Origin of the sequence: Levilinea saccharolytica (assembly GCF_001306035.1) — a bacterium.
GTDB classification, from domain to species: Bacteria; Chloroflexota; Anaerolineae; order Anaerolineales; family Anaerolineaceae; genus Levilinea; species Levilinea saccharolytica.
Genome location: NZ_LGCM01000042.1, coordinates 56663 through 77366, shown reverse-complemented (window position 1 = coordinate 77366; position 20704 = coordinate 56663). Strand labels below are relative to the sequence as shown.

The 20704-nt window shown below is 62.1% G+C and carries 13 protein-coding genes and 2 tRNA genes; 2 read left to right on the top strand and 13 right to left on the bottom strand.

Annotated elements, in window-relative coordinates:
- Positions 1 to 2: 2 nt before the first annotated feature.
- The 7 genes from ADN01_RS12400 to ADN01_RS12370 form a co-directional block, all read right to left on the bottom strand.
- On the bottom strand, positions 3 to 6935 hold the full coding sequence (locus tag ADN01_RS12400) for a GAF domain-containing protein (protein WP_062417590.1): 6933 nt from the start codon (positions 6933 to 6935) through the stop codon (positions 3 to 5).
- 9 nt (positions 6936 to 6944) lie between these two features.
- Positions 6945 to 7847, bottom strand: coding sequence for a GGDEF domain-containing response regulator (locus ADN01_RS12395; RefSeq protein ID WP_062417589.1), 903 nt, complete (start codon positions 7845 to 7847; stop codon positions 6945 to 6947).
- A gap of 180 nt (positions 7848 to 8027) precedes the next feature.
- Positions 8028 to 9305, bottom strand: coding sequence for a DapH/DapD/GlmU-related protein (locus ADN01_RS12390; RefSeq protein ID WP_062417588.1), 1278 nt, complete (start codon positions 9303 to 9305; stop codon positions 8028 to 8030).
- Positions 9306 to 9313: 8 nt separating this feature from the next.
- Positions 9314 to 9922, bottom strand: coding sequence for a 4-vinyl reductase (locus ADN01_RS12385; protein WP_082142678.1), 609 nt, complete (start codon positions 9920 to 9922; stop codon positions 9314 to 9316).
- Complete coding sequence (locus ADN01_RS12380) at positions 9919 to 10716, bottom strand: alpha/beta fold hydrolase (RefSeq protein ID WP_075071173.1); 798 nt, start codon at positions 10714 to 10716, stop codon at positions 9919 to 9921. Before ADN01_RS12380 ends, ADN01_RS12385 begins: the two co-directional genes overlap by 4 nt.
- Positions 10717 to 10737: 21 nt before the next feature.
- On the bottom strand, positions 10738 to 11277 hold the full coding sequence (locus tag ADN01_RS12375) for a GTP-binding protein (protein WP_062417585.1): 540 nt from the start codon (positions 11275 to 11277) through the stop codon (positions 10738 to 10740).
- A 27-nt stretch (positions 11278 to 11304) separates the two neighbouring features.
- Positions 11305 to 12120 (bottom strand): DUF4388 domain-containing protein, encoded by an 816-nt coding sequence (locus ADN01_RS12370; protein ID WP_062417584.1) that lies wholly within the window; start codon positions 12118 to 12120, stop codon positions 11305 to 11307.
- A gap of 180 nt (positions 12121 to 12300) precedes the next feature.
- Between ADN01_RS12370 and ADN01_RS12365 the strand changes: the two genes are divergently transcribed.
- Positions 12301 to 13926, top strand: a complete 1626-nt coding sequence (locus tag ADN01_RS12365) for a helicase-associated domain-containing protein (protein WP_062417583.1) — start codon at positions 12301 to 12303, stop codon at positions 13924 to 13926.
- 61 nt (positions 13927 to 13987) lie between these two features.
- A complete protein-coding gene (locus ADN01_RS12360; protein WP_062417582.1) occupies positions 13988 to 15172 on the top strand; it encodes a glycine C-acetyltransferase in 1185 nt (394 codons plus the stop codon).
- Positions 15173 to 15854: 682 nt separating this feature from the next.
- Here the strand turns inward: ADN01_RS12360 and ADN01_RS12355 are convergent.
- The 6 genes from ADN01_RS12355 to ADN01_RS12330 form a co-directional block, all read right to left on the bottom strand.
- Positions 15855 to 15925 (bottom strand) — tRNA-Cys (locus ADN01_RS12355).
- 42 nt (positions 15926 to 15967) lie between these two features.
- Positions 15968 to 16040 (bottom strand) — tRNA-Gly (locus ADN01_RS12350).
- 53 nt (positions 16041 to 16093) lie between these two features.
- Entirely contained in the window at positions 16094 to 16666 is a 573-nt protein-coding gene (locus ADN01_RS12345; protein WP_075071174.1) for a hypothetical protein, read from the bottom strand.
- Positions 16667 to 16723: 57 nt separating this feature from the next.
- Positions 16724 to 17662: a hypothetical protein gene (locus tag ADN01_RS12340; protein ID WP_152974021.1), complete on the bottom strand. Its 939-nt coding sequence runs from the start codon at positions 17660 to 17662 to the stop codon at positions 16724 to 16726.
- A gap of 126 nt (positions 17663 to 17788) precedes the next feature.
- Entirely contained in the window at positions 17789 to 18973 is a 1185-nt protein-coding gene (locus tag ADN01_RS12335; protein ID WP_062417582.1) for a glycine C-acetyltransferase, read from the bottom strand.
- 61 nt (positions 18974 to 19034) lie between these two features.
- Complete coding sequence (locus ADN01_RS12330) at positions 19035 to 20660, bottom strand: helicase-associated domain-containing protein (RefSeq protein ID WP_062417583.1); 1626 nt, start codon at positions 20658 to 20660, stop codon at positions 19035 to 19037.
- Positions 20661 to 20704: the final 44 nt, after the last annotated feature.

The window sequence follows — 20704 nt, the reverse complement described above, 5'->3', positions numbered from 1 at the left end:
CGTTATTCCTCTTGCGTAAACACCGGCAGCAGAAAGCTGAAGGTGCTGCCATTTCCAGGCTGGCTGGAAAACCAAATGCGTCCATGATGCATCTCGATGATCGTCTTGGAAAGCGACAGCCCCAGCCCCGTTCCGGCTGTGGCCAAAACCAGCGGGTCTTCGCCGCGGTAGAACCGTTCAAAAATCCGCCCCTGATCTTTGGGGGCAATCCCAATGCCGTTGTCGGTCACATCCACCTGCACCCCTTGATCCACTGGGCGCATCTGCACCGTCACCAAACCGCCCGCGGGGGTGTAGTTATAGCCGTTGGTCACCAGGTTGCCCAACACCTGGCGCACGCGTTCCAAATCGCCCCGCACCAGCGGCAGATCGTCTGGGATCTCGTACACAAATTCCATCGCCTTATTTTCTTCGCGCGACCGGCGGCGAATATCCGCGTCCACGTCCTCTGCCACCTCGCGCAAGTTCACCGCCCGGAAATTCAGCGTCACCCGGCCCGATTCAATGCGCGAGATATCCAATAAATCGTTGACCAGCACGCTCAGCCGCTCGGTGTTGCTGCGCACAATTTCCAGGAAATGGCGCTGCTTATCGTTCACCGCGCCCGCCGCGCCCATCAGCATGATGTCCACATAGCCCTTGATCGAGGTCATGGGCGTGCGCAGTTCATGGCTGACATTGGCCACAAATTCCGATTTCAGGCGGTCTACCTGCACTTCGTGGGTGATGTCGCGGAAAATGGACACCGTACCCAGGAATTCTTCGCGGTAAATGACCGCCGCCAAGTGCACCGCCACCACGCGCCCATCGTCCAGCTCGATCTGCTCGGCGAACATTTCGTTCTGGTATTGATAGGGGTGATCCGACCAGGCGCGGATGGTTTGCATCCAGCTCTGGGCTGCCTTGCCAAACAGGCCGGTAAACTGATCCAGGCTCTTTCCCACCACCTGCGCGCTGTCCATGCCCAAAATGCGCTGAGCCGAAAGGTTGAAGAGCGATATCTTGCCGCTTTCGTCCGTCACCAGCACACCGTCGGCCACCGCTTCCAAAATGGCGCGGGAACGCGTGGCGGCGATTTGCTGGTCGCGCAGCATGGAGCCCATGTTTTCGGCCTGATCGCGAATGAGGTTAAACAGCTCGGCGTTGCCCAGGGTCACGCCCACCTGGCGGGCCACCGCTTCTACCAGCGATACCTGCTCCACCATAAAGAAGGCTTCCTGGCGGTGCAGCATGAGCAGTGTGCCGGAAATTTCTTCACCTAAAATCAGCGGAACGGCCACCACGCTGCGGTAAGGGGCCTGCGGGCCGCCTGTGCTGCTCCAGCGGGCGTCGTTGGGCAAATCGTCCACCAGGGCAGGCGCACGGTGGCGCATCACCCAGCGGGACAATTCTTTCTCCAGCAAACCGTCAGCGGAGCTGATCCCGTCCGCCCCGGCGCGGTAAATGGTGGGGCTGGTGGTCAGCAGAATCAGGCTTTGTTCGGCGCCCAGCGAGTCGTTTAGAACGCCCAGGGTGCGCGTGAGCACATGGCGCAGGTCCAGGCTGGCGGAAAGCTCGGTGATAATGCTCAACAGGGTTTGCGTGTTCTGGTGCTCGCGCATCATCTCGGCGGTGCGCTCTTCCACACGCCGTTCCAAATCTTCGGTCAACCGCCGGGTTTCAGCGAACAGGCGCGCGTTTTGCATGGCCAGGGCCGCCTGGTTGGTGACGGTGCGTCCCAGGTCAATTTCTGGCAGGCTGAAGCGGTACACTTCCTGCTTTTGCACCCACATCCACCCGTACAGATTACTGCCCGCCAGCAGCGGCAGGGCCATGAGGGCCTTCAGGCCGCGCGGCTCAAAGTGTCTGGCGGTCAGCGGCTGCAAATCGCGCTCCGTGTGCACATCTGCGCAGGTGAAAATCCCGCGCGAATCCGCCAGACGTTCAAACAAGGGCAGGCGCGGCAGAGCCAGCGGCAGCGCGCCCACCCCGCCGGGCAGCTCCATGCTCAGGCTCAATTCGCCCTTGGCCCCCAGCAGAACCGCCGAAACCCACTCGGCGCCCAAAGCGTCCTGCAGTTGGCGGGCCGTCACCTCCAGCACCGTATCCAAATCCAGAGCGCCTCCCAGGTCAAAGGAGAAGCGGTTCAGCATGGCCAGGCGCCGCGAGCGCTGATCCAGCTCGCCCGCGCGCCGTTCGCTTTCCTCAAACAGGCGCGCATTTTCCAGCGAAATGGCCGCCTGGCTGGCGAAGGTGGTGGCCGCTCGCACCTGATCGGCGCTGTAATAATCCGCTTCGGCTTTTTCCAGGGCAATCGCCCCCACCAGTTGGCCTTTGGCCACCAGGGGGATGCCCACCCACGAAAGGTAATCCGGCTCAATCAAGCTGGGGAAACGCTCATCCAGGCGCACATCCGGCACGCACAAAGCCTGCCCGGTGGCGATCATCTCCTGGAAGAGGCGGCTGTCCTGAATATCCACCGAAAGGCCCACCTGACGGGCGTCATCTGCAAAACCCTGCGCCGCCGCCACCGAAAGCTGCTCCCCATTGCGCAGCCATAGGGTGGCCGTGTCAAAGGGCAGCACCTTGCGCAGATGCCCTAGCAGGGTGGTGATGAGGTCTTCGCTTTGCAGGTTGGAAGCCAGCGCGCCCGAAACCTGATTCAAGGCCATCAGTTGCGCCGCGCGTTCTTCTGCCGAAACGAACAGGCGTGCGTTTTCTAACGCCAGGGCAGCCTGTTGGCCCAATGACTCGGTAAAGACCTGATCGTCCGCGCTGAAGGCCTCAGAGCGGGTGAAATTGTCAATCACCAGCACCCCCAGGGCCTGATCACCCCGCAGCAGCGGCACCACCAGGCTGGAAAGCGGCAGCCGTTCGCCAATGGCCTTGCGGTAGGTCAGCAGATCTTCCGGCCCCAGGTTGTAATCTTGGGCCAGCCGCATTTCTGCCGCGCGCTGGGTTTGGCGCGAGAGGAAGGCGCGCACCGGCAACGGGGCGTTTTCGCGCTGCTCCGCATCCACCGTAAAGCGCAGCGTCTTCAAGCGGCCAGAGTCCGCATAGCCCTGAGCCGCACGCACATTCAACGTTTGATCCTTCGCGTCCCACAGCCCCACCCAGGCGGCGTTGGCGCTGGGCAGCACGCGCAAAATCGTCTCGGCCAGCACGTCCAAAATGGAATTGGGGTCCAAACTGCCCAGGCGGCGGCTGAAATCGAGCAGACGGTCCAGCTCATCCACACGCCGCCGTGTGTCGGCCAGATACTGCAAATTCTGTAAAGCGATTTCGACCTGACTGGTGAGCTGCGAGAACAGCTGGTGATCTTCCGGCCCAAAAGGCGGCAGCGGCTGGGTTCCCACCGCCAGCAGCGCCGCCTGGCGGCCTTCGCCCACGCGAATGGGCAGGCCAATCAGGCTGCGAGCTTCCAACGCGTTCAGCAGCGGGGCGTTTTTCCAGGTGTTGTGGGTGCTGCGGTCGGACACCAGCAAAATGCTGCCGTCTTCCAAAATCTGGCGCAGCGGGTTGCGCTGCCCAAAAAGCGCGTCGGGGTTGACCCCTGCCGGAACCGTGCCGATCACCTCGGCCAGGCGCGGGCCGCCAGCAGCCGCCTCGGCGATCAAGACGGTTTGCAGGTTGAAGCGCGCCAAAATCTCGCGGGCCATGGTCTTGAGCACGGCCTGAGCGTTGGGCTGGCGGCTGGACATCACCGCCAATTCCATACCCGTGCGCGTCTGATGGATCTGACGCTCCAGGTTCTGAATGGACAGGGTTTGCGAAAGCTGGCGGCGCAGCAGCATGGGCAAATTGGCGCGCGCGGCCTGGGCGGCCTGCGCCGCGCGGCTGCGGGCGATCTCCAGGGCGCTGGCTTCGCTTTGCAGCTTCTCCACGCCGTAATATGACTCCAGGGTCAGCGCCACCTGCAAAGCGAAAAGCTCCAGAGCCTGCAAAGTGGGCTGGTCGGGCTGCAAACCGTCGCGCGGAGAATCCAGGCTGATCAAGCCCAGCGGCTGGCCCTGGTTGTCGTACATGGGCAGCAGCAAAAAGTCTTCTGGGTTCCACAGGCCCTTTTGGCGCTGCCCCACGGCCGGGGTAACCCGCAGCACGTGCACATCCTCAGGAATCACCGGACGCTGATCCGAGGGGATGTAATAAGCGTTGCCAATTTTGTAGCTTGGGTCTAAAAGCACGCTCAACCCCTCCCAGGGCTGCTGCTGCGCGGTCAGGTCCTGCCAGGCGGCATCGGTGAAGCCCACCCCGCTCACCCGCCGCAGGGCGTGGGCGGCGGCGTCGTACACACTGATTAACACCACCTCGAAGGGCGTGGTTTCGGTGATGGCCGCGGCGATCACCCGCAAATTTTCTTCCAACGAGCCGTTGGTGCGCAGCGCCTGGAACACCTGGAAGAGCTTGTTCAGGGTGTCCACTTCGCGTTTCAGCAGTTCACCGCGCCGCAGTTGGGATTCAAATTGGAAAGCATTGCTCAGGGCGATGGAGGCCTGCGCGGCCAGCGACTGCACAATTTCCACCGCGGAGGGGTCAAAGAACCCCACCCGCTCGGCAAACAGGGCAATCACCCCCGACTGCTGTTGGTTCACGCGCAGCGGCACGGCCAGGGCTGATGCGCTGCCCTCGCGCGCCGGGGGCAATTCCGCTGCATCCCAATCGGCCACCACCACCGGCTGCTCGCTGGCCAAGGCCCGCCGCACCAGGGGGTCATCTGCCCGCGGGGGTTCTCCCACGGCGTACAGCACGGTATCCGTCTCGGGGCCGCGCTCCAGATCAAAGAGCAGCACCCCGCCTGCATTGGCGTGCGCGGTGCGCAGGGCTTCTTCCAACACCAGCCGTAAAATCGATTCCAGGTCCAGCGAGGTGCTCAATTCGCGGCTGATGCGCATCAGCGCCGTCAGCTGCTCCACCCGGTGGCGCAGGCTTTCATCGGTCTGCGTCACCAAATAGCTCTGTTCCACCACCCCGGCCAACTGCCCCGCCGCGGTGGAAACCACCTGCATATCGCCGCGGTCAAAGAAATTGGCCGCGGTGCTGCCCAGCCACAGCTCGCCAATGCCTTCATCGCGCACCACTAAAGGCACCACCACCGCGGAGACAATATCCAGGGTCTGGAAGAACTGGCGGTAGAAGGGGATGATGGGCTTTTGGCCGATTTCCAGCAGCTCCAACAGGGTGGGGTGCAGGCTGGCCGAAACGGTGAAGGGGAACTGCGGATCGTCCGCCGTCAGGCTGATGCTGCGCTCCTGGAGGCGTTTTTGGGTTCCGTAGGCTGAATCTTTGTGCAGCAGCAGGCTGGTGCGGTCCGCGTTGAGCAGGAACACCGCGCCTACCTGTGCATGCAGGAGATGTGCAAGCTCCTGCAAGGAGAACTTGAGGATTTCATCCAACGTGGCCGCCGAAGAGGTCAGGCTGGCGATGCGCCGCAGCCCCTCGGCGCGCTGGGCGCGCTGGCGCGACAGGTGCATCAGGCCGGCATTTTCCAAAATCGGCGCCACCTGATTGGCGATGATGGTCAGCAAGTGCATTTCATCCTGCGAGAACACCGCCTGCCCGCCGCTGTGGTTGGATGCCTGCAAATAACCCAACATGCGCCCGCCGGTCACCAGCGGAACCAGGGCCGTCTCGCGCAGGCTGGCCCCCTGCGAAAGGCGTTCCAGTTCCAGCCGCGCCCAGTTGGGGTCTTCGGCTGCGTTTTCGCTCAGAATGATATCCTGGGCCAGCAAGGCCGCTTCCAGCGGGCTGCCAGGGTTCACCCTCACCTTGTACAGCTCCAGGAACTGCGGCGGCAGGCCGTAGAAGGGAACCTGCCCCTCCAGGCTGCGCTGACTTTCGTTGTAGAGCAAAAAGCCGAGGATATCCACCGCCACCAGCGGGGCAATGCTTTGCACCAGGTTGGTGAACAGCGTCTGCGAATCGCGCGCCGAGGAAAACGCCTGGGCCAGTTGGGCCAGGCCGTTCAGCTCGTTAGCGCGATGCTGCTCCATCCGATAGAGCAAAGCGTTGTGCACGGCCACCGCCGCCTGATCCCCCAGCAAGCGCAGCAGATCCAGATCATCCTTCTGATACTCGCCTTCGTTCAGACTGGCCAGGGTCAGCGTGCCCAAGAATTCCTGTCCCACAATCAGCGGCACGCTCATCCACGCCCGCGCCAAAAGTCCCCCGACTTCCATCATCGAAGGACGGCCTTCGGCGGCGTCCATCTCAGGGCCGACCACCGCCTGCATGGTGCGCGCCACCTGCCCGGCCAGGCCTTCGCCCACCGCGATGCAGTCGTCCATCCGTTCCAGCTGAAATTCCTGCGGCACAATCCCGGTCAGGCGGTAGGGGCGCAAGGCCTCCATCTCCGCCTCCCATACCGCCACTTCCGAAAAATCGGCGGGCAGCACGCGGCGAATCTCCACCAGCACGGCCCGCAGGGTTTCCTGCAAATCCAAGCTGGAGGCCATCGCGCGGGTCAGATCAATATAGGTTTGCAGGGTCTCTGAGGTGAGATTGGGTGAGGCGTCAGCCAGGGCTGCGCCGCTTTCAGGCGCGCGCAGCGTCACCACCACGGCTGCCTCGGGCGCAAGGGGCAGGCGGTACGATGTGCCCACCATAGGGCGCCCGTTCACCACCAGGGGCGATTGTCCCTCGGCCCCGCACAGGCTGAGAAAAGCGTCCTGCGGGCGTATGGCGCGCGCCACCCGTTCCAGGCTGGGCGTTTCCCCCTCCGAAAGCTGCAAGGCCTCGCGCGCCGCGCTGTTGAAGGAAGCCAGCCGCCCCCCCGGCAGCACCACAAATACCAGATCTGTGTGAGAAGAAAGGGTCTCATCCACCGTTGGGGCGGCGTCAGAAGGAGGCATGGGGCGCAGACGGGGAATAGAACGCGCAGTCAGGCGCGTTAATACCCAGAAGGCAAGACCCAAAAGACCGACGACGATCCCCAGGCTGAATGGATCGAAACCAGGCATGAGCGATCCTTAGCCGTTGGAAGCAGCCGCATCCAGGCGGCGTTCCTCCGCGGCAATTTCGGTGATTTCGCGAATGTCGGCAAAGGTGTGGGTGGAAGGACTCACCAGCCCCACCGCCAGACTCATCAGTGGGCTTTTTTCCATTTTGCCGCTGTCATCAGGGGCCATCATGAAGCCCTGTTGGCGATCCATAAAGTTGTAATGCGACTGCACTTCCTCGTTGAAGCGGGTCTTGAGCTGTTGGCGAATTTCGCCCGCCGTGGTCTCGGAAGTCATGATCACAAAATTGTCCCCGCCCGCGTGACCGATAAAATCGTTGGCCGTGCCCAGGGTGTCCACCACCTCGCCCAGAAGCATACCCGCAAACCGCAGCACGTCGTTGGCGGCGATGAATCCGTACACATCCTTAAACGCATCGAAATAATTGATGCGCAGATCCATAAAAGCCCAGCCCTTTTGGCGAATCAGGCGGCGCAGTTGATCTTCGATCAGGCGCCCCGCGGGCAAACCCGATTGCGGGTCCGTCAGGCTTTCGCGCTCGGCGCGGGCAATGGCGTTTTGCACGCGCAGTTTCAGCTCTTCAATATCAAAGGGCTTGGTGATGTAATCGTCCGCGCCCAGTTCCAGGCCCTGCAGTTTATCGCTGCGCTCATCTTTTTGGGTCAAAAAGATGACCGGGATATGGCTGGTGCGCGTGTTGGTGCGCAGGGTGCGGCACACCTCATAACCGTCAATATCCGGGAGCATGATATCCAGGACGATCAGGTGCGGCATCACCTGTCGGGTTTTCTCCAACGCTTCCGAGCCGCGCTGGGCAAGGTCCACATCGTAGCCCTGGCCGTTGAAGTAAATTCGAAGCATGTTTGAAATATCAGGGTCGTCTTCCACGATCATTAGGCGGGCTTTACTCATCAAGGCCTCCCTCAAAAACGGATGTGCATATGATTCCAACCGCCGCAGGCCAGCTCCCAGGCGGCCTTTGGCCAGGCCGCGGATAGACAGCGGCCCGTTAATATTATATCGTCATAATGAAATCTTACCTATTGGAGACGAGGGCAAATGGGTTTACAACTTTGTTATGAAGCGCCCCAATCACCAGGATTCCATGCTCTTTTCGCCGGGGCGCGGGTATAAACGCGGATGATTCACCGACCCGCGCATGGTATGGTGATCGCTGTCTTCGTAATGCACATCGCGGTCAATCACCCGGCGCTGTGCCGAGGCCGCCAGCACCACATCCGATTCAATCGTGCGCGCGGGGTAGATGATCATGCCCGCCCCGATGCGGCAATTATGCCCCACACAGCCGCCCAACACGGGCCGGTTGGCGTCTTTCAAGACCCCATTCCCATCCCGAGCCTTGATCCCCGCCGACAGCAGGTTGAAATCGGTGAAGGTGCTGCCCGCCCCAATGAAGGAATTGCGCCCCACCACGCACATTTGCAGACAGGTATTTTGCGCCACCATGCTGTTGTCCATAATGGAAGTCATAAACAGCGCCGCGCGGAAGGGCAAAAACGTCCCGTCGCCCACCACCGAAAGCATCAGCTGGCAGCCCTGCGAAACGTTGACGTTATCGCCGATGATGCAGTTCTCAATCACCGCCCCCGCCCCCACCGTGACGTTGTTGCCGATGGTGGTGGGCCCGTGGATCACCGCCGATGGGTCAATCACACAGTTTTTTCCGATTTGGACCACCTTAGAACATTCCAGCAGCTGCTTACCCTCATACAGCGCCGCCGCCAACACGCCCAGCTTAAAGCCCAGGTCGGTGTTCAGGCGGTTTTCAAAACGCGCCCCGCGGCCAAACAGACCGAATACGGTGTCAATGATGAAAATATGCACCCACGAATCAATCGCCATCAAACTGCGCAGGGGAACCTGATACACCAGGTCGCCCTGACCGGTGGCCATGTAGGTGGGCACGTGATAATAGCCGATCTCACGCGCCTGCAAATCAATCACCAAAGGCGCCGCGTCGGCTTCGGGGCCGTTGGGGTAATACCACATATCCGCCAGATACAGGCCGCCCACCGGCGTGTACGACAGCGACAGCGGCAGGCAGTGTTCGCGAAAGGCGGGGTCATCCAACGAAAAAGCCGCCCGCGAAGGGCGCTTGCGCTTGCGAGCTTCTTCTAAAAAGGCCTGGATATAAAATTCGTCAAAAAACAGGTTGTCGCGGTAAACCAGGCAAGCGTCTTTCACCTGCGGCAGCGGCGAGCCTTCGGGCAGCTCCACCTCGCGGGTCACATACGGATAAAGCACGTCGCGCTGCAGCAGCCATAAGGGCTTGTTTTGAATGCGCAGATCGCGCGCGGGTTCGTTGAATGGGCGGATGGAACGTTTGCTTTGTAGGATGATTTTCAGCATCCGCAGCCTCAATCCAGGGGATGTTTGGAGATATGGAAGACGCACGCCTCGGCGCCGGTGCCCTTGCAGGCGGTCTCTTCCACATGGTACACCTTGCCGCTGGCCCAATTGAGATACTCTTGCAGCAGCCCTACCGCGAACTGACACACCGGCTCCTGGCTTTCTGACGGGTGGCACCACCAGCAGCCGCGCTGCGTCCACACCCAGGCGTCAGGGGTTTCCGTAAAATCCAGCGGACTGCTGCCCACCTGCGACAACACGCCTGTGATCGCCTCCAGGCCGGCCTGAATGCGCACCGGCGCTGGCTGCAGGCGAAATTCCGTCTGGGTTAAATGCAGTTCCTCGCCAAAATGGTCTAAGAAGGGACGAAAAGCCGCCCGCCCAGAGCGCAGCAGCACCCCCCGCCCGCCGCGGCGGCCGTACAAATCTTCCAAAGCGCGCCGCAGCGCGCGCAAATCGGTGCCTTTCAAGGCAGCCGCCGGGTCAGAGAGATGGCTCAGGTTTGCCAGGTTTAAGACCGCCACCAGCCCAACCCGCCCCACAATCTCCTGCACTCCGTCCAGCACCATCCGTCCAACTGGCTGTAAACAACCCGATGTGCAGGCATCTCGGCTCATAGCGTGTTCACCGGGGTATCTAAAAAGTCCTTCAGTTTGGTGCGGCAGGACTCAGGTTCATCCATCATAATGAAATGACCAGCCTTCTTGAAGCGCTCAATGCGCGCGTAGGGAACCCCCGCCTGCAGCGCCATCCACTGCTTGGGGCTGACGATGTTGTCGCGGTCCCCAAACATGCCCATCACCGGGATGCGCAGCCGTTTGAGGTCGGGGCGCAGATCGGTGCGGCGCAGCGAGGCGATACTGAGCAGGAAGGATTCCAACGAAGTCCTCGAAAGATCGCGGTCCATCATCTCTGGGAAATTGGGCGCGCTGCAAATGTACGGAGAGGCAAAGCGCATGGCCAGCCGGAAGGCCGGGAAAAAGGTGAAGAGCAGAAAAGCAATTGGCCGGCGCCCCGCCAGCTTCAGCGGGAAGGCCAGCGAGGACCCCACAATCGGCGAGCCGATGATGGTCACCTTCTGCACGCGGTTGGGATGCTGCAAGGCCACCGACAGGCTCACCGTGCCGCCCATGCTGTGCCCCACCAACGGCGCAGACAGAATTCCCATCTGCTCCATAAATTGATCCACCAGGCTGACAAAGTCTTTCACGCGGTAAGTGCTGCGCTTGTTGTCCGATTCGCCAAACCCCCAAAAATCCAGCGCATAGGTGCGGTAGTACTGACCCAGGTAGGTCATGGTTTCATGCCACAACGACCAGGAACCCAGCCATCCGTGCAGCAGGATGACGGGGCGCCCCCGTCCAAATACTTCGTAATGCAGAATGCCTTGATCTGTCGTTATGGATGACACTCAGTCACCATCCCCTCAACCTCAGGCTCCCCCCGCGTCCATTTCCGCCAGGATCGAATAGAGCAGCTCCAACAGAACCTTCTTGACCGATTCTTTGTCGGTGGCCACGCAGGGCAAGAATTTGACCTTGGAATCCAGACGCAGCGCCACGCGCATATCATCCACTTCCCAGGCGTCTTTGCAATCCTGCTTGTTAGCCGCCACCACATAGGGGGTGGGCGCATAGGCGCGGAAGGTCTCCAAAATGCTGCGGGCTTCGCGGAAGGTTTCGGGGCGGGTGCTGTCCACCATCACGATGAACCCCAACATCCCTTCCGAAAGGATCTCCCACATAAAATCGAAGCGCTTCTGCCCCGGCGTGCCAAACAGGTACAGCACCAGGTCGTCATCCACCGTGATGCGGCCGAAGTCCATCGCAACAGTGGTCGAATCTTTAATTTTTTCCGCCTCAGCCGTAATCTTGCGCTCTGTGGAAACCACATCAATTTCACTGACACAGCGAATAAATTCTGTCTTACCAGAACTAAAGGGGCCAGTGACCACGATTTTTACCGTTTGCATGGGCAGAATCCTTCTGAAGCGGGTAATTTACATCGAACGAATACGGGTAATCAAACGGTTGACCAGCGACTTTTGCTCTTCGCGGTCCTGGGTGGGGAACATGCGCCCCGAAATGGTCACGCTGGGCGCACCCACGCGCACCACCTCGACCAGACCAGCCTGCAGCAGGCTGTACACCACCCGGCGGATTTCCAAATCGTTCAGTTTTGAGGCTTTCGCAATCTGGCGCATACTGTTTTGCGGGTTCACATACTGCACCACCCGCCACTCTTCTACGCTCAGGTTCACGTTGCGAATGTTGGTCCCCGGCCGATCGGTGAACTTCAAGGCCATGTCCAGACTGGGGATTTCTTCCTGAAGCTGTTCCCACTCGCGCATCTGGCGCGAGCCTTCAATGATCAAATTTTCCAGGTCAATGCGCAGGGCAATTTTGTCGTCCGGCGGGCGCGCGTCCTGCTCAAAATGAAAGATGCCTTCCACCCAGGTGAACAGACGGCGCAGCACACTGATGAAATACTGCTGCAGGCTGGCGATGATATCTTCCTGGGTCACATAGCCCGCGTTGATCAGCAGAATGCCCAGCTCCTTATCGGTCATGCGCGCCGCACGCTCTTTGAGCAGCTTGTACTGGCTGACCGAAATCTTGCTGTTGCGCTGCAAAATGGCCGCCAGGCTGCTGTCCTCATGCGCAAGCTGCGCAAAGGCCAGTTTGCCGTCGCGAAAATTAATCTGAGCCACTTCGCCTGGGCCTTCAACCACCAGGTTGCCGGTTTTCTTGGCTAAATTGACAAGATTCAAAAGCTGGGTGATGGTAAAATCGCGCAGATTGCCTTTAAGCGCCATAGCCGCCTCTGGAGTGGACGAGATACAACTATGGCAGATTATACCCGACCCCTGGGGTCAAGTCAATTAATCTGACTTATCAATTAGCTAATCGGTTAGTTTTTTTCCACTTTTCAACCGACAAAGTTGCAAGAAGTGAGATCAGCCCCTCCGCAGACGCATTGGTATAATCAATACGGTATGCCAGACCTGGAACACGCCCTGCAAGGGCACGACTTAGGCTTTCTGAAAATGGTGGCGCAGGGCTGGGGCATCGAGTTAGAAGCCCCCGATGCGCCCACCGCTTTGCCGCGCCTGATGCGCGCCATGCTCGACCGCTCCGCCATCCGCGAGGTGATCGAGACTCTGCCACCCGAGGCCTACCGCGCCCTCTACGCCCTGCTGGAATCCGAAGGTTCGCAGCCCTGGGCGCTCTTCACCCGCCGCTTTGGCGAGCTGCGCATCATGGGCGCCGGCCGCCGCGACCGTGAACGGCCCGATCTGAACCCCCAATCCCCCACCGAGATTCTCTGGTACCGCGGGTTGGTGGCCAAAGGCTTCTTCAACCGCCCGCCCGAACCCCAAGAATACGCCTACATCCCCGACGACCTGCTGGAGCTGCTGCCCCGCCTGACCCCCAAGGAAAGCCCCCCGCTGGGCCGCCCTGCCTCGCCGGGCGAAAGCGCCTTCGCCCGCCCCGCCAAAGATAAAATCCTGGACGACGCCACCACCTTTTTGGCCGCGCGGCGCAGGGGCCAAAAATACAGCGACCGCCCCGACCGCGTCTCCGCGGCCTTTCTTCAGGCGCTGCTCAACACCGCCGGCCTGTTGGATGCGCACGGCCAGCCCCTGCCGGAGCCCACTCGCGCCTTCCTGGAAGCCGGCCGCGGCGAAGCGCTGGCCATGCTGGTGCGGGCCTGGATGCAAAGCGACACCCTCAATGAACTGCGCCTGACGCCGGGGTTGGTGTTTGAAGGCGAATGGCAGAACCACCCCCGCCAGACCCGCCAGACCCTGCTCAACCTGCTCAGCCGCCTGCCGCAGGGTACCTGGTGGTCGCTGCCGGCCTTCATCAGCGCCGTGCGCGAACAACATCCCGATTTCCAGCGCCCCGCCGGGGATTACGACTCGTGGTTTGTGCGCCTGAACAACAGCAGCGAATATCTGCGCGGCTTTGCCTCGTGGGAAAAGGTGGACGGGGCCATGCTGCGCCATTTCATCCACGCCGTCCTGCATTGGTTGGGCATGGTAGATCTGGCGGCCGCCAACGCCCACGAGATCAACACCGCTTTTCGCCCCTCTCCCTGGGCCGCGGCCCTGTGGCACGGACAGCCGCCGGAAGGGCTTCCCGCTGAGAACCAGCCCCTCATCGTCAGCAAGGACGGCCAGGTGGTGATTCAGGCCCTCACCCCGCGGGCCGCTCGCTACCAGGTGGCGCGCTTCTGCACCCTGGAAGATGAAAAAGCCGATCGGTACATCTACCGCCTGACCCCTGAATCCCTCCAGCAAGCCCAAAGCCAGGGCCTGCGCGTGACGCATGTGCTCAGCGTGCTCAAACGCCACAGCGCCGCGCCGCTGCCGCCCAGTCTGATCGAAGCCCTGGAGCGCTGGGAAAAGCTGGGCGTGCAGGCCTCCCTCAGCCGCCCCACCCTGCTCACCGTGGGCGCGCCGGAGATCCTCACCGCCCTGCGCAGCACGCGCGCCGCCCGCCACCTGGGGCCGGCCCTCAGCCCCACCGTGGTGGTGGTCAAACCTGGGGGCGAGTCCGCTGTGCGCGCTGCCCTGACCGAAATTGGCTATCTAGCCGATGCTCATTTGGATGTATAATTTTTTTAGGCGCGGGCCTCGCCCTGCGCATTCCCAACCCATTCCCCCGGAGTAGCCCCACATGTCCGAAAGACTTACCTGGATCCACCAAGAGCTGGACAGCCTGAAAGAGGCCGGCCTCTATAACCGCATCCGCACGCTGGGTTCGCCGCAAGGCGCCTGGCTGATGGTGGACGGCAAACGTGTTCTCAACTTCTGCTCCAACAACTATCTGGGACTGGCCAACGAACCCGTTCTGGTCAAGACCGCCCAGGAATACACCCAAAAATTCGGCGTCGGCCCGGCTGCCGTGCGCTCCATCGCCGGTACCATGGACATTCACCTGGAACTGGAACGCCGCCTGGCCGCCTTTAAGGGCGTTGAGGCCGCCATCACCTTCCAATCCGGCTTCACCGCCAATCTGGCCACCCTGCCCGCCCTGGTGGGCAAGGAAGACGTCATCTTCTCCGACGAGCTGAACCACGCCAGCATCATTGACGGCAGCCGCCTGTCGGGCGCGCGCATCGCGCGCTACGGCCACGCCGACCCCGCCTCGCTGGAAAAGGTCATTCAGGAAAACGCCGGCAGCTACCGCCGCGGGCTGATCGTGACCGACGGCGTGTTCAGCATGGACGGCGATATTGCCCCGCTGGATAAAATCTATGAGATCGCCGAAAAGTACGATATCCTCCTGATGGTGGATGACGCCCACGGCGAAGGTGTGTTGGGCACCGGCGGGCGCGGCATTGTGGATCATTTCCACCTGCACGGCAAAGTGGACGTAGAAGTCGGCACGCTCTCGAAGGCCTTTGGCGTGGTGGGCGGCGTGGTGGCCGGCAGCGCGGTGATTGTGGAATGGCTGCGCCAGCGCGGGCGGCCTTTCCTGTTCTCCTCGGCTGTCACCCCCGCCGATGTGGGCGCCTGCATCGCCGCGGTGGACATCCTCGAATCCTCCACCGAACGCGTGGACCGGCTGTGGGCCAACGCGCGCTACTTTAAAGAAGAAATGAAGAAACTGGGCTTCGACACGGGCGTTTCCACCACCCCCATCACCCCGGTGATGTTGGGCGAGGCCCCCCTCGCCCAGCAGTTCAGCCGCGAGCTGTTTGAGGAAGGCGTCTTTGCCATGTCCATCGGCTTCCCCACCGTACCGCGCGGCAAGGCGCGCATCCGCGTGATGATCTCCGCGGCGCACCAAAAAGAGGATCTGGATCAGGGCCTGGCGGCTTTCGCCAAGGTAGGCCGCAAGCTGGGCGTCATCGCCTAGGTTCGCTGTTCATTCTGCTGTTGTAGACGAGCCGCCTCTCACCGGGGCGGCTCGTTTTAGGGGGCCGCACGTCATTGCGAGCCGCGCAGCGGCGAAGCAATCTGCACGCCGATTGGCCGCGGTAGGGTGGGTGCAGCTTCTTCGAACGCACTGAATGGCTGCGAGGGCGCGCGATGACAAAAAAAACATGTTACTGCGAGCCCTCGGTTTTTGAGGGCAAAGCAATCTCTACCCGAAAGGTGCAGATCGCCGCGGGCGGACAACCACCGCCTAAGCCGCCGGTTTTCGGTGGGCGTGGCGATCTCTCTCTCAGGGTAGAGATTGCTTCGACTTTCTTGGCGTTCTTCGCGTCTTGGCGGTAAAAGACGTGTCTTTGAACCGCGGAGGCGCCAAGGACGCAAAGCAACCTGTGCTTTTCGGGATAGAGATTGCTTCGACCAGAAAACCCATCTGGTCTCGCAATGAAACCCGGACAGGTGCGTTCAGCTTCATCGAACGCACCAGAACGCCAGGGGTTCGTTTATTCGCTTTCTTGGCGTTCTTCGCGCCTTGGCGGTAAAACGTGAATCAAAAAAACGAGCCTTCCTGGCCCGTTTTTGGTCTGACGCTGAGGCGACGACGGGATTTGCAAGCACCTCGATGGTGAACCCGTGATCTTATCTCTTTTGTGGCGACCCTGCTGAGGCGACGACGGGATTTGAACCCGTGATCAGGGTTTTGCAGACCCTTGCCTTGCCACTTGGCCACGTCGCCTGGGAAAATTACAAGCAACTCATCGTTGCTTGTAAATAAGAGAGCGGGCGATGGGACTCGAACCCACGACCTTCTCCTTGGCAAGGAGACATTCTACCAACTGAACCACGCCCGCAAAACCTATTGAATTACTTACAGGCCAAAGTATAGCATCCTTCGCGGAAATCGTCAACCCTCTAACCTTGAAAAAATTCCTCGCCGTGGGAACGTTTCCCATCCGCCCCGCGTCGGAAAAAGGGTACAATTCCCTTGGTTGTTCATAGGAGCCTCAAGCATGACCCTTTCTCGAACCCTGCGCACCCTTGCCCTGACGGCCCTGCTGCAGCCGTCACTGCGCCGCCACAGGGCCTTCACCCCCGCGGCCTGTGCCAGCCAGGCGCGCAGGTCGCGGCGCAGCAGCCAGCCGCCCACCGGCAGAGCCGCCCACAGCGCCCAGCGCAGCACCCCGGGGATCTGCCCCACGGCCAGCACGCCCAAAGCCAGCAGTCCAAAGCCCAGGGCCGCCTGCAGGGAGAGGGCGGCCAGGGGGGGCAGCGGCAGCCGCGGGGCCAGGCGCCAGCCCAGCCCGCCCGCCAGGGCCGTCAGCAGGCCCACGGCCGCCAGCTCCCAGGCCCGGCTGACCACTTGCACAGCCAGTTCGGGGGTGAAAGGTTTATGCGAAACGTAATAGAGGCCCAGGATGCCCAAGACCCACAGGAAGCCCAGGGCGGCCAGCAGCGGTGATTTGCGCAGGGTATGCATGGGTTCATTATAGACCCAAGCCGCCGTCTTGACCCCTTGCTGGCGGTTCCGATTGGCTTACGGCATCAAGCCGTACAGGTGCTGGGCAAAGTTGAGCCAGTCGTCCTCATCCGATGCATCGGCGCTTTGCGTGCCGCTGCCCAGGAATTTCAGCTGAATCTGCATACTGTCGGCCGTGGCCGAATCGGAAATTTCCCGTTCCACGGGTGCGTATTGATCCACCCATTGATAGAGCTGCTTGAGTTCGTCCAGGGTCAGGAAATAGCTGCCCGCGGGTTCCACCGTCCCCGTGCTGCAGGAATCCGCGTAGGCGATGCCGCTCAGGTACACGCGCAGATGGTCGCAAAAACCGGCGATGCCGCCCTGCCGCCGCCATTCCAGGGCGAGCCCAAAGGGGTCTTCCGGCCCGGCTTGCAGCTCCCAGATGGTGCCCCGCACCCATTCTGCCAAGGCGCGCTGTTCCACCGCCGAGGCCGTCTGCGTGCCGCCGCCCAAAAAGGCAAACTGGATCACCCCTGAATCCACTTCGAAGGGGGCGTAGGTTTGATAGAAATGGGCCAGCTCCGCCGCGCGCTGCGGGTGGGCAAAAGCCGCTCCCATCAGCACCCCGCCGCAAGCCCCAAAAGCCACCCCGTCAGCCCCAATCTGCGCCTGGGAGCAGGGCTGACTGCCGGCCTCGCGCCAGTTCATGCGCACCGCGCCGATTTGGGGCGGGGGCGCGCTGGCCAAAACCACTTGAGCGCCGGCCGCATCGGTGTGGTAGGTGTACTGCTGCCCCTCCAGCTCTAAAATCACCCGCCAGCCGGGGGTGATCACCTCGGCGCAGGCCAGATCCGGCCATTCCACCCCCAGGCAGGAGTTGGGCCAATCCACCGCCTGGGCCGAGATCACGCGGATCTGCTCCGGCTGGACGCGGCGCTGGCTGGCCAACAGGCGGCGGGCTGCCGCTACGGGAGCTGGTTCGGGGGTGGGCACGGGCGAAGAAGCTGCACCCACCCTACCGCGGCCAATCGGCGTGCAGATTGCTTCGCCGCTGCGCGGCTCGCAATGACGTGCGGCCCCCTAAAACGAGCCGCCCCGGTGAGAGGCGGCTCGTCTACAACAGCAGAATGAACAGCGAACCTAGGCGATGACGCCCAGCTTGCGGCCTACCTTGGCGAAAGCCGCCAGGCCCTGATCCAGATCCTCTTTTTGGTGCGCCGCGGAGATCATCACGCGGATGCGCGCCTTGCCGCGCGGTACGGTGGGGAAGCCGATGGACATGGCAAAGACGCCTTCCTCAAACAGCTCGCGGCTGAACTGCTGGGCGAGGGGGGCCTCGCCCAACATCACCGGGGTGATGGGGGTGGTGGAAACGCCCGTGTCGAAGCCCAGTTTCTTCATTTCTTCTTTAAAGTAGCGCGCGTTGGCCCACAGCCGGTCCACGCGTTCGGTGGAGGATTCGAGGATGTCCACCGCGGCGATGCAGGCGCCCACATCGGCGGGGGTGACAGCCGAGGAGAACAGGAAAGGCCGCCCGCGCTGGCGCAGCCATTCCACAATCACCGCGCTGCCGGCCACCACGCCGCCCACCACGCCAAAGGCCTTCGAGAGCGTGCCGACTTCTACGTCCACTTTGCCGTGCAGGTGGAAATGATCCACAATGCCGCGCCCGCCGGTGCCCAACACACCTTCGCCGTGGGCGTCATCCACCATCAGGAGGATATCGTACTTTTCGGCGATCTCATAGATTTTATCCAGCGGGGCAATATCGCCGTCCATGCTGAACACGCCGTCGGTCACGATCAGCCCGCGGCGGTAGCTGCCGGCGTTTTCCTGAATGACCTTTTCCAGCGAGGCGGGGTCGGCGTGGCCGTAGCGCGCGATGCGCGCGCCCGACAGGCGGCTGCCGTCAATGATGCTGGCGTGGTTCAGCTCGTCGGAGAAGATGACGTCTTCCTTGCCCACCAGGGCGGGCAGGGTGGCCAGATTGGCGGTGAAGCCGGATTGGAAGGTGATGGCGGCCTCAACGCCCTTAAAGGCGGCCAGGCGGCGTTCCAGTTCCAGGTGAATGTCCATGGTACCGGCGATGGAGCGCACGGCAGCCGGGCCGACGCCGAATTTTTGGGTGTATTCCTGGGCGGTCTTGACCAGAACGGGTTCGTTGGCCAGTCCCAGATAGTTGTTGGAGCAGAAGTTGAGAACACGTTTGCCGTCCACCATCAGCCAGGCGCCTTGCGGCGAACCCAGCGTGCGGATGCGGTTATAGAGGCCGGCCTCTTTCAGGCTGTCCAGCTCTTGGTGGATCCAGGTAAGTCTTTCGGACATGTGGGGCTACTCCGGGGGAATGGGTTGGGAATGCGCAGGGCGAGGCCCGCGCCTAAAAAAATTATACATCCAAATGAGCATCGGCTAGATAGCCAATTTCGGTCAGGGCAGCGCGCACAGCGGACTCGCCCCCAGGTTTGACCACCACCACGGTGGGGCTGAGGGCCGGCCCCAGGTGGCGGGCGGCGCGCGTGCTGCGCAGGGCGGTGAGGATCTCCGGCGCGCCCACGGTGAGCAGGGTGGGGCGGCTGAGGGAGGCCTGCACGCCCAGCTTTTCCCAGCGCTCCAGGGCTTCGATCAGACTGGGCGGCAGCGGCGCGGCGCTGTGGCGTTTGAGCACGCTGAGCACATGCGTCACGCGCAGGCCCTGGCTTTGGGCTTGCTGGAGGGATTCAGGGGTCAGGCGGTAGATGTACCGATCGGCTTTTTCATCTTCCAGGGTGCAGAAGCGCGCCACCTGGTAGCGAGCGGCCCGCGGGGTGAGGGCCTGAATCACCACCTGGCCGTCCTTGCTGACGATGAGGGGCTGGTTCTCAGCGGGAAGCCCTTCCGGCGGCTGTCCGTGCCACAGGGCCGCGGCCCAGGGAGAGGGGCGAAAAGCGGTGTTGATCTCGTGGGCGTTGGCGGCCGCCAGATCTACCATGCCCAACCAATGCAGGACGGCGTGGATGAAATGGCGCAGCATGGCCCCGTCCACCTTTTCCCACGAGGCAAAGCCGCGCAGATATTCGCTGCTGTTGTTCAGGCGCACAAACCACGAGTCGTAATCCCCGGCGGGGCGCTGGAAATCGGGATGTTGTTCGCGCACGGCGCTGATGAAGGCCGGCAGCGACCACCAGGTACCCTGCGGCAGGCGGCTGAGCAGGTTGAGCAGGGTCTGGCGGGTCTGGCGGGGGTGGTTCTGCCATTCGCCTTCAAACACCAACCCCGGCGTCAGGCGCAGTTCATTGAGGGTGTCGCTTTGCATCCAGGCCCGCACCAGCATGGCCAGCGCTTCGCCGCGGCCGGCTTCCAGGAAGGCGCGAGTGGGCTCCGGCAGGGGCTGGCCGTGCGCATCCAACAGGCCGGCGGTGTTGAGCAGCGCCTGAAGAAAGGCCGCGGAGACGCGGTCGGGGCGGTCGCTGTATTTTTGGCCCCTGCGCCGCGCGGCCAAAAAGGTGGTGGCGTCGTCCAGGATTTTATCTTTGGCGGGGCGGGCGAAGGCGCTTTCGCCCGGCGAGGCAGGGCGGCCCAGCGGGGGGCTTTCCTTGGGGGTCAGGCGGGGCAGCAGCTCCAGCAGGTCGTCGGGGATGTAGGCGTATTCTTGGGGTTCGGGCGGGCGGTTGAAGAAGCCTTTGGCCACCAACCCGCGGTACCAGAGAATCTCGGTGGGGGATTGGGGGTTCAGATCGGGCCGTTCACGGTCGCGGCGGCCGGCGCCCATGATGCGCAGCTCGCCAAAGCGGCGGGTGAAGAGCGCCCAGGGCTGCGAACCTTCGGATTCCAGCAGGGCGTAGAGGGCGCGGTAGGCCTCGGGTGGCAGAGTCTCGATCACCTCGCGGATGGCGGAGCGGTCGAGCATGGCGCGCATCAGGCGCGGCAAAGCGGTGGGCGCATCGGGGGCTTCTAACTCGATGCCCCAGCCCTGCGCCACCATTTTCAGAAAGCCTAAGTCGTGCCCTTGCAGGGCGTGTTCCAGGTCTGGCATACCGTATTGATTATACCAATGCGTCTGCGGAGGGGCTGATCTCA

What these genes read in the sequence shown, in the direction of transcription:
- ADN01_RS12375 (WP_062417585.1), bottom strand. Translation starts at nt 11,277, where the DNA reads ATGCAAACGGTAAAAATCGTGGTCACTGGCCCCTTTAGTTCTGGTAAG.
- ADN01_RS12365 (WP_062417583.1), top strand. Translation starts at nt 12,301, where the DNA reads ATGCCAGACCTGGAACACGCCCTGCAAGGGCACGACTTAGGCTTTCTG.
- ADN01_RS12360 (WP_062417582.1), top strand. Translation starts at nt 13,988, where the DNA reads ATGTCCGAAAGACTTACCTGGATCCACCAAGAGCTGGACAGCCTGAAA.
- ADN01_RS12390 (WP_062417588.1), bottom strand. Translation starts at nt 9,305, where the DNA reads ATGCTGAAAATCATCCTACAAAGCAAACGTTCCATCCGCCCATTCAAC.
- ADN01_RS12400 (WP_062417590.1), bottom strand. Translation starts at nt 6,935, where the DNA reads ATGCCTGGTTTCGATCCATTCAGCCTGGGGATCGTCGTCGGTCTTTTG.
- ADN01_RS12370 (WP_062417584.1), bottom strand. Translation starts at nt 12,120, where the DNA reads ATGGCGCTTAAAGGCAATCTGCGCGATTTTACCATCACCCAGCTTTTG.
- ADN01_RS12385 (WP_082142678.1), bottom strand. Translation starts at nt 9,922, where the DNA reads ATGAGCCGAGATGCCTGCACATCGGGTTGTTTACAGCCAGTTGGACGG.
- ADN01_RS12395 (WP_062417589.1), bottom strand. Translation starts at nt 7,847, where the DNA reads ATGAGTAAAGCCCGCCTAATGATCGTGGAAGACGACCCTGATATTTCA.
- ADN01_RS12335 (WP_062417582.1), bottom strand. Translation starts at nt 18,973, where the DNA reads ATGTCCGAAAGACTTACCTGGATCCACCAAGAGCTGGACAGCCTGAAA.
- ADN01_RS12345 (WP_075071174.1), bottom strand. Translation starts at nt 16,666, where the DNA reads ATGCATACCCTGCGCAAATCACCGCTGCTGGCCGCCCTGGGCTTCCTG.
- ADN01_RS12330 (WP_062417583.1), bottom strand. Translation starts at nt 20,660, where the DNA reads ATGCCAGACCTGGAACACGCCCTGCAAGGGCACGACTTAGGCTTTCTG.